Consider the following 833-nt stretch of genomic DNA (forward strand, 5'->3'; position numbering starts at 1 on the left):
GCGCGGCTCGCTCAGCCCTTCGAACGCATGCGGATCATGAATGTTTCATATGAATACTCCGCGATCTGCCACCAGAGATTCTCGTCGTTTCGAAAGTCCACTTGCGAATCGTAGATCTTCTTGAAATCAGGGCTGGACGCGGAGGTTTCCGCATTGACCTCGTTCGAAGCCTTTAGGCACGCTTCCATCACCGCCTGGCTGAACGGACGCAGAAGAGTCCCGTTGGCGACGAGCCGTTTGATGGCCGCCGGATTGCGCGCATCATAGCGCGCCTGAACGTCCATGTTGGCATAGCCGCAGGCCAGAGCGAGGAGCGACTTGTAAGCCTTTGGCAGGGCGTTCCACTTGTCCAGGTTGATGAAGAAATGCAGCGCCGTGCCACCTTCCCACCAGCCCGGATAATAGTAGTACCTTGCGACCTTGTAGAAGCCGAGCCTTTCGTCGTCATAGGGACCGACCCATTCGGTTGCGTCGATCGTGCCTTTTTCCAATGCGGGATAGATGTCGCCGCCTGCGATCTGCTGCGGAACCACGCCGAGCTTTGAAAGGGTCTTGCCCGCCCAACCGCCGATCCGCATCTTCAATCCGCTGAGATCTTCGACGCTGTTGATCTCCTTGCGGAACCAGCCGCCCATCTGAGTGCCGGTATTGCCGCCCGCAATACCGTATATGTTGTACTTCTTGCCGAACTCGTTGAGCATGTCCTGACCGCCGTGATCCTGAAACCATGCAGTCTGCTGGCGCGAGTTCAGGCCGAACGGTACCGAGCAATAGAGTGCGAAGGTCGGATCCTTGCCGATGAAATAATAGGCGGCGGTGTGGCACATTTCGAC

The 833-nt window shown here is 57.1% G+C and carries 1 protein-coding gene; it reads right to left on the bottom strand.

What is annotated here, in order from left to right; all coding sequences use genetic code 11:
• Positions 1 to 11: 11 nt before the first annotated feature.
• A partial coding sequence (locus IVA91_RS31835) for an ABC transporter substrate-binding protein (protein ID WP_247460150.1) occupies positions 12 to 833 on the bottom strand: 822 nt, incomplete at its 5' end.

Origin of the sequence: Bradyrhizobium sp. 153 (assembly GCF_023073835.1) — a bacterium.
GTDB lineage: Bacteria > Pseudomonadota > Alphaproteobacteria > Rhizobiales > Xanthobacteraceae > Bradyrhizobium.